The organism is Corynebacterium sp. (genome assembly GCF_030532965.1).
Lineage (GTDB): Bacteria > Actinomycetota > Actinomycetes > Mycobacteriales > Mycobacteriaceae > Corynebacterium.
Window position 1 is genome coordinate 114,541 of record NZ_JAUNKC010000007.1, and the last position, 6,391, is coordinate 120,931.

Consider the following 6,391-nt stretch of genomic DNA (forward strand, 5'->3'; position numbering starts at 1 on the left):
GTTTTAGCGCTTGGTAAAACGATCTTTCCTGCCTTCTGAAATTCCAGTTGGTGGTGGCACAACCGAAAAACCCATATCTTCAATGGTAGATAGCGCCACTTCTGGCATATCACGGATTGCCGAGGCCAGTTGTTTCTTTCGCCATTCAAAGACTTGACTATGCAATTGTGCAGTTACATCATCGACACTCATAGTCGTATCTATTCCATACTCCTCAATAAGCATGAGAAGAATGTCTTCTAGCACTGGTCGAAACCGCGTTCCGCCTACCGGAAAATGCAAATCGGACACCTGGGGTTGACGTTTAGTTGGATCGTTGGCTTCCCGACCTCGTTTTCTAGCGCGTTTGGAGTTTTCTCCAGTGTGCGAGAGAGTTTCTTTGATCGGACCAACTCGTTCCATACCCAAATTCCCGTCTTCATGTCCGTGAAAATGAATATGTGCTTCAGGAATTTTGAAGCCGTGGTTAGTGGAGAATTCGTATCTAAATAGCGGTGCTTTTGCCGTTAGGGTGGAGAAAACCGCGAAAGCAGAACTTTCAGCTCTCATCCAGTCAATAGATGATCCCGAGACAAACGACCACCGGGCTTCTAAAAGAAACACCGTTTTACCAGTATCACAAAGGGGAAAGCCTGAGTCAGATGAAACAGAAACTCGGTATTTTCCTTGTTTATTTTTGGACAGAGCCGCGTTGAAGCTTTGGGAATCATCCGCAGAAACAAGTCTGAGCGTGTTTGTCATTTCCAGCGCAAAACGTTCAGCATTTTCGCGCAATTTTTCCTCTTCGGGGGATCACCCCTGTGGATTGCCAGACATGACTGGATGTGGATTTGTTAGGCTTCGACGAACTCCAACATCTCTGCAAAACGTTCGTATTTATTTAGAAGATCACGTTCTTGCCTTGAAAGATCCCACTCAAGGGCACGTTCCTGCAATTCCGAGATAGTTGTCTTTTGCGACTTCGCTTGTTGTTCGAGAATCCTGAGCTCTCTTTTTATCTCTTCAGCAGAGTAAAAATGCACAAGTGGTTGAGGCATATCAATACTCCTTATCTATCACGGGATAACACAAGGCTAACGCATTTAAACGAACGTGCAACAAACCAATCCCGCACGCTAGAAAAACGACAATTGCTCACCGGGAATTTTAAGCTCAGCTCGTGCCACGAAGTCCGAATGCTCGACGCGAAGATCAACATGGAGGGCGGAATGATCCGCCAGTTTAGACTCCCGCACATCGTGTACGTATTCGTGGCAGTCAACCAACGGCAGAAAATGCTGGCTTGCTAAAACGTAATCAAAGCGAAGCTGCTGGTCGCCGCGCCCGATCCAGCTGAACTCCAGGTCAGCGGGCCCTAATGGGGAAAGATCATAAAGGCCCAACCGTTCCATCTCGGTAAAGAACCGCTGCTCGAAATCCGCCAACCAATCCGGGGCGGTTGTTTTCCTCGGGTCGGCGATATTGAGATCACCCGCCACGATCCGCATCGTTTGCGGATCGGAATACGATAACACCTGGTAAAACGCATTCAACCATGTGCGTTTGCGGTCCAGCGACTCCCCGGTCACGGAGGCAGACGGATCCGAACTTGGGGCATACACGCCCACAACATCCACTGGCCCGACAGCAGTATCCACGATGACGCTTAGCGCCCGCTCCCCCAAAAGCTCACTGTGCCGAACGTCCACCGGTGCGGTTGCGGTGATAATGGCGACCCCGCGCTTAGGTGTGTCAGGCGACGAAGCTGAGACATGGTAGCCAGCATTTTCATAGGCTTGGCGCAGAAGAGCACTACCGGGCGAATCGGAGAATTCGGTCAACACCGTGACATCCGCCGGGTAAGCATTCAGCCAGCCGATGAGCTGCTTTGCCCGCTCCACCGAGGGACGGCCGATGTTTAAGGTGAGAACACGGAGCATCTATCTGGAATCCGCCACGAGCGCTTAGCTTTGCGCCGCTCGCTTAGTTTTAGCGACCCACTCCACAAATGTCGGCGCGGCTAAGAATACAAACAATGCGGCCGATATCCATAGATAGTCGTAGCTACCAGTGGTTTTGGTCGTGAGCATCACGCAAAAAAGCGCAATTCCCAGCCATTGTGCGATTGACTTGACTTTCTGCCACATGCCCGCTCACCTCCACAACTTTTGTTAAAGCAATGCTCCTACTTTCTCATAGATTGTAGTGGGGGCACAACCGCAACGTGTATTGGAAATTCCATTTCGCTAACCTCCTGCCCGACTTCGACAGTGTAGCTAACGCGGTGAACCGCTAACACATGAACATCGGGAGCTCGGTGTACACACATTCCTTATCCGCACTACCTATTCCCTAAATCAGGTCGCATATCCCACTGGAAATGGTGGTCAGCGCGGCAGAAAAGTCCCAACTCGACTTTTAAGTCCGCTAAGACGCGAAACCGAACACCAAAGCACGAAAAGGTCGAGTTGCTCTTAAGCGCCTGCCCTACTTAACCGCCTCGTGGCAGGTTGCGCTGTTCTCCCGGCCGAATAAGTTGTAAGCCGGGCCATGCGGAGAGTGAACTCGCTGCCGTTGTGGGCGTCGACAAGCAAAAACCGCCCGCAGCCGCACAGTAATCGTGCAGCGCGGGCGGTTTTACAACAGACCGAAATTGTGGATTCGGGCCGTACTACATGTCAAATGCCTCATCCAATGGCACCGAAGCGCCAGTGAAGTCGCCGTAACCATCGTCACCGTAGATGGAATCGCCATAGGTTGGGATGGAGTACGCGGCATTGCGGGCAGCCTCGGTAGGCTTAACCGCAATATTGCGGTAACGGGAGATACCGGTACCAGCCGGGATCAACTTACCAATAATCACGTTTTCCTTCAGGCCGATCAGCTTGTCGGAACGCTTATTAATGGCAGCGTCGGTGAGCACGCGGGTGGTCTCCTGGAAGGATGCGGCCGAGAGCCAGGATTCGGTAGCCAAGGAAGCCTTGGTGATACCCATGATCTCGGAACGCAATTCCGCAGGCTGGCCGCCAGCTGCGATAGCCTCAGCGTTCGCAGCCTTGGCTTCGGAAAGATCCACCAAGGTACCTGGCAGGAATTCGGTCGAGCCGGATTCGATGACGGTACCACGGCGCAGCATCTGCCGGATGATGATCTCGATGTGCTTGTCGTGGATAGCCACACCCTGGGCGCGGTACACTGCCTGCACCTCGTCCACCAGGTGCTGTTCCACACCACGGCGACCCAAGATTTCCAGCACGTCATGCGGATCGGCAGGGCCGCGCAGCAGGCGGTCGCCCACCTCGACATGATCGCCCTCGGCGAGGGTGCGTTCGATCCAGGCGCTTGGGTTGGATTCCATAGGCACCCGAACGTTTGCCAAGCCCTGACGCTTGGACAGCTTCTCGTAGACCACGTTGTCCGAACCGTCGTCCGGAGTAATGGTCAGGGTGTAGAAGTTGCCTTCGTCCTCTAAGTGGACTGTACCGGCAGCCGAAGCAATCGGGGCACGGTTCTTCGGAACACGGGCCTCGAACAGCTCCTGAACACGCGGCAGACCACCGGTGATGTCGCCACCAACACCACCCTGGTGGAAGGTACGCATGGTCAGCTGGGTACCCGGCTCACCAATGGACTGTGCAGCAACGATGCCGACAGCTTCGCCGATATCTACCTGCTTACCGGAAGCCATGGAAATGCCGTAGCACTTCGCGCACACACCAGTTGCGGTTTGGCAGGTCAGTACGGAACGAACCTTGGCAAACTCGACACCAGCAGAAACAAGCTTTTCGACGAGCATTTCGTCCAGGTAGTCACCAGCTTTGGCAATAACCTCATCGCCGTTTTTAATGTCGGTAGCCAACGCACGACCCAGAACCGAGGTTTCGATCAGGCTGTGCGCGGAGTAACCCGTGACATTGCCTTCCGCGTCTTTAACAGGGCTTGCGATCGGAACGCGAATACCTTGGCGGGTTTCGCAATCTTCCTCACGCACGATGACGTCCTGGGCGACGTCCACGAGACGACGGGTCAGGTAACCCGAGTCGGCGGTACGCAGCGCGGTATCGGCCAGACCCTTACGGGAACCGTGGGAGTTGTTGAAGTACTCCAGAACCGACAGGCCTTCCCGGAAGGAGGTCTTGATCGGACGGGTGATGTAGTCACCCTTGGAGTTCACAACCATGCCCTTCATGCCGGCCAGGGTCCAGATCTGACGCATGTTACCGGCAGCACCAGACTTCACGATCATCGGAATCGGGTTGTCGTCTGGGTAGAGCTCCTCCACTGCCTTACCAACAGTGTCGGTTGCGTTCTTCCACAGTTCGACCAGGCGGTCGTAGCGCTCGCGCTCGGTGAGCGCGCCCTGCTCCCAGTACTTGCGTTCGATCTTGCGGGCCTCGGCCTCGTAAGATTCGAGCATTTCTTCCTTGTTATCCAAGACCAAAACGTCGGACATAGCGATGGTGACACCGGAGCGGGTAGCCCAGTAGAAACCAGCGTCCTTCATCTTGTCCATGGTCTGAGCCACGGTGATCATTGGGTACTTGGCTGCAAGGTCGTTAATGACATCGCCCAGCATGATCTTGTCTGGGCCGCCGCCCTTACGAACCATCACACCCTCAAGGTATGGGTAGTTCCACGGCAGAAGGTCATTGAACATAACCCGACCCAGCGTGGTGTCCGCCAACCAGGTTTGGCCTTGCTCCCAACCGTCTGGGAACTGCTCCGCCTCGATGTCTGCTGGTGGGCGCAGGTGGGAAATCCGCACCTTGATCTTGGCCTGAAGGCCAAGCACTCCCCGGTCGTAAGCCATGATGGCTTCCGCGTAGGAAGAGTACACACCAGTGGCAGGCCCCTCAGCGGTAGCAGGCGCGTATGCACCCTGACCGCCGAATTCGTCGGCACGCTTATCCATGGTGAGGTAGTACAGGCCGGTCACCATGTCCAGACGCGGCATGGCCAGTGGCTTACCGGATGCAGGCGAGAGAATGTTGTTCGACGCCAGCATGAGGATACGAGCTTCAGCCTGAGCTTCGGCCGACAGCGGCAGGTGAACAGCCATCTGGTCACCGTCGAAGTCAGCGTTGAACGCTTCACAGGCAAGCGGGTGCAGCTGGATTGCTTTACCTTCGATGAGCTTAGGCTCGAAGGCCTGAATACCAAGGCGGTGCAGGGTAGGCGCACGGTTGAGCATCACTGGGTGTTCAGCGATGGCCTCTTCCAGCACGTCCCACACCTCTGGGCGCTGGCGTTCCACCATGCGCTTTGCGGACTTGATGTTCTGGGCGTAGTCGTTTTCCACCAGACGCTTCATCACGAACGGCTTGAACAGTTCCAACGCCATCAGCTTCGGCAGACCACACTCGTGCAGCTTCAGCTGCGGACCGACGATAATAACGGAACGACCCGAGTAGTCAACACGCTTACCCAGCAGATTCTGACGGAACCGGCCCTGCTTACCCTTGAGCAGATCGCTCAACGACTTCAGCGGACGGTTACCCGGACCAGTGACTGGGCGGCCGCGACGACCATTGTCGAACAATGCGTCAACGGATTCCTGCAGCATGCGCTTTTCGTTATTAACGATGATTTCCGGCGCACCGAGGTCAATCATCTTCAGCAGACGATTGTTCCGGTTGATAACGCGACGGTACAGGTCATTCAGGTCGGAGGTGGCGAAGCGACCACCGTCGAGCTGAACCATCGGGCGCAATTCCGGCGGGATAACCGGGATGCAGTCGAGCACCATGCCAGCTGGATCGTTGCCGGAGCGCTGGAAGGCGGCAACCACCTTCAGGCGCTTTAAGGCACGCATCTTCTTTTGGCCCTTGCCTTCGTTGATGATGGTGCGCAGCTCTTCCGCCTCGGCATCAAGGTCGAAGTTGCGGATCAAGGTTTGGATAGCCTCGGCACCCATGCCGCCGGTGAAGTAATCCTCATAGCGGTCGACGAGCTCTTCGTACAGCTTGTCGTCGATGATCATTTGCTTCGGGGCAAGCTTGATAAAGGTCTGCCAGATTTCTTCCAGCCGGTCGATTTCCCGCTCAGCGCGTTCCCGAATGTGCTGCATTTCCTTTTCAGCGGCATTCTGCACTTTACGACGAGCATCGGCCTTAGCACCGGCAGCTTCGAGTTCTGCCAAGTCCTCTTCCAGCTTCTGAGCCCGGTCGGCGATCTCTTGCTCCGCGTCGCCTTCCACGTCCTTCTTTTCTAGGAGCATTTCTGCCTCTAGTGTGGTCAGGTCGTTGTGGCGTGCTTCATCATCGACGCTGGTGATGATGTTCGCAGCGAAGTAAATGATGCGTTCGAGATCCTTCGGCGCCAGGTCGAGCAGGTAGCCCAGGCGGGAAGGAACACCCTTGAAGTACCAGATGTGGGTCACCGGCGCGGCCAGCTCAATGTGGCCCATGCGCTC

The 6,391-nt window shown here is 55.2% G+C and carries 5 protein-coding genes; all 5 read right to left on the reverse strand.

All coding sequences use genetic code 11. The features are described from left to right. Nucleotides 1–3 precede the first annotated feature (3 nt). Entirely contained in the window at nucleotides 4–774 is a 771-nt protein-coding gene (locus Q4D85_RS05395; protein ID WP_303198763.1) for a hypothetical protein, read from the reverse strand. A gap of 59 nt (nucleotides 775–833) precedes the next feature. After that, on the reverse strand, nucleotides 834–1,037 hold the full coding sequence (locus Q4D85_RS05400; RefSeq protein WP_303198765.1) for a hypothetical protein: 204 nt from the start codon (nucleotides 1,035–1,037) through the stop codon (nucleotides 834–836). 78 nt (nucleotides 1,038–1,115) lie between these two features. Next, the gene (locus Q4D85_RS05405) at nucleotides 1,116–1,919 is read right to left on the reverse strand and encodes an endonuclease/exonuclease/phosphatase family protein (protein WP_303198767.1); all 804 of its coding nucleotides are present in this window, start codon (nucleotides 1,917–1,919) and stop codon (nucleotides 1,116–1,118) included. A gap of 24 nt (nucleotides 1,920–1,943) precedes the next feature. After that, the gene (locus Q4D85_RS05410) at nucleotides 1,944–2,126 is read right to left on the reverse strand and encodes a hypothetical protein (protein WP_303198768.1); all 183 of its coding nucleotides are present in this window, start codon (nucleotides 2,124–2,126) and stop codon (nucleotides 1,944–1,946) included. A gap of 524 nt (nucleotides 2,127–2,650) precedes the next feature. Continuing rightward, nucleotides 2,651–6,391, reverse strand: a 3,741-nt coding sequence (locus tag Q4D85_RS05415) for a DNA-directed RNA polymerase subunit beta' (RefSeq protein ID WP_303198769.1), incomplete at its 5' end; no start/stop codon positions are given.

Coding starts and splice junctions, on each gene's coding strand:
- Q4D85_RS05410 (WP_303198768.1), bottom strand. CDS start 2,126: ATGTGGCAGAAAGTCAAGTCAATCGCACAATGGCTGGGAATTGCGCTT.
- Q4D85_RS05405 (WP_303198767.1), bottom strand. CDS start 1,919: ATGCTCCGTGTTCTCACCTTAAACATCGGCCGTCCCTCGGTGGAGCGG.
- Q4D85_RS05400 (WP_303198765.1), bottom strand. CDS start 1,037: ATGCCTCAACCACTTGTGCATTTTTACTCTGCTGAAGAGATAAAAAGA.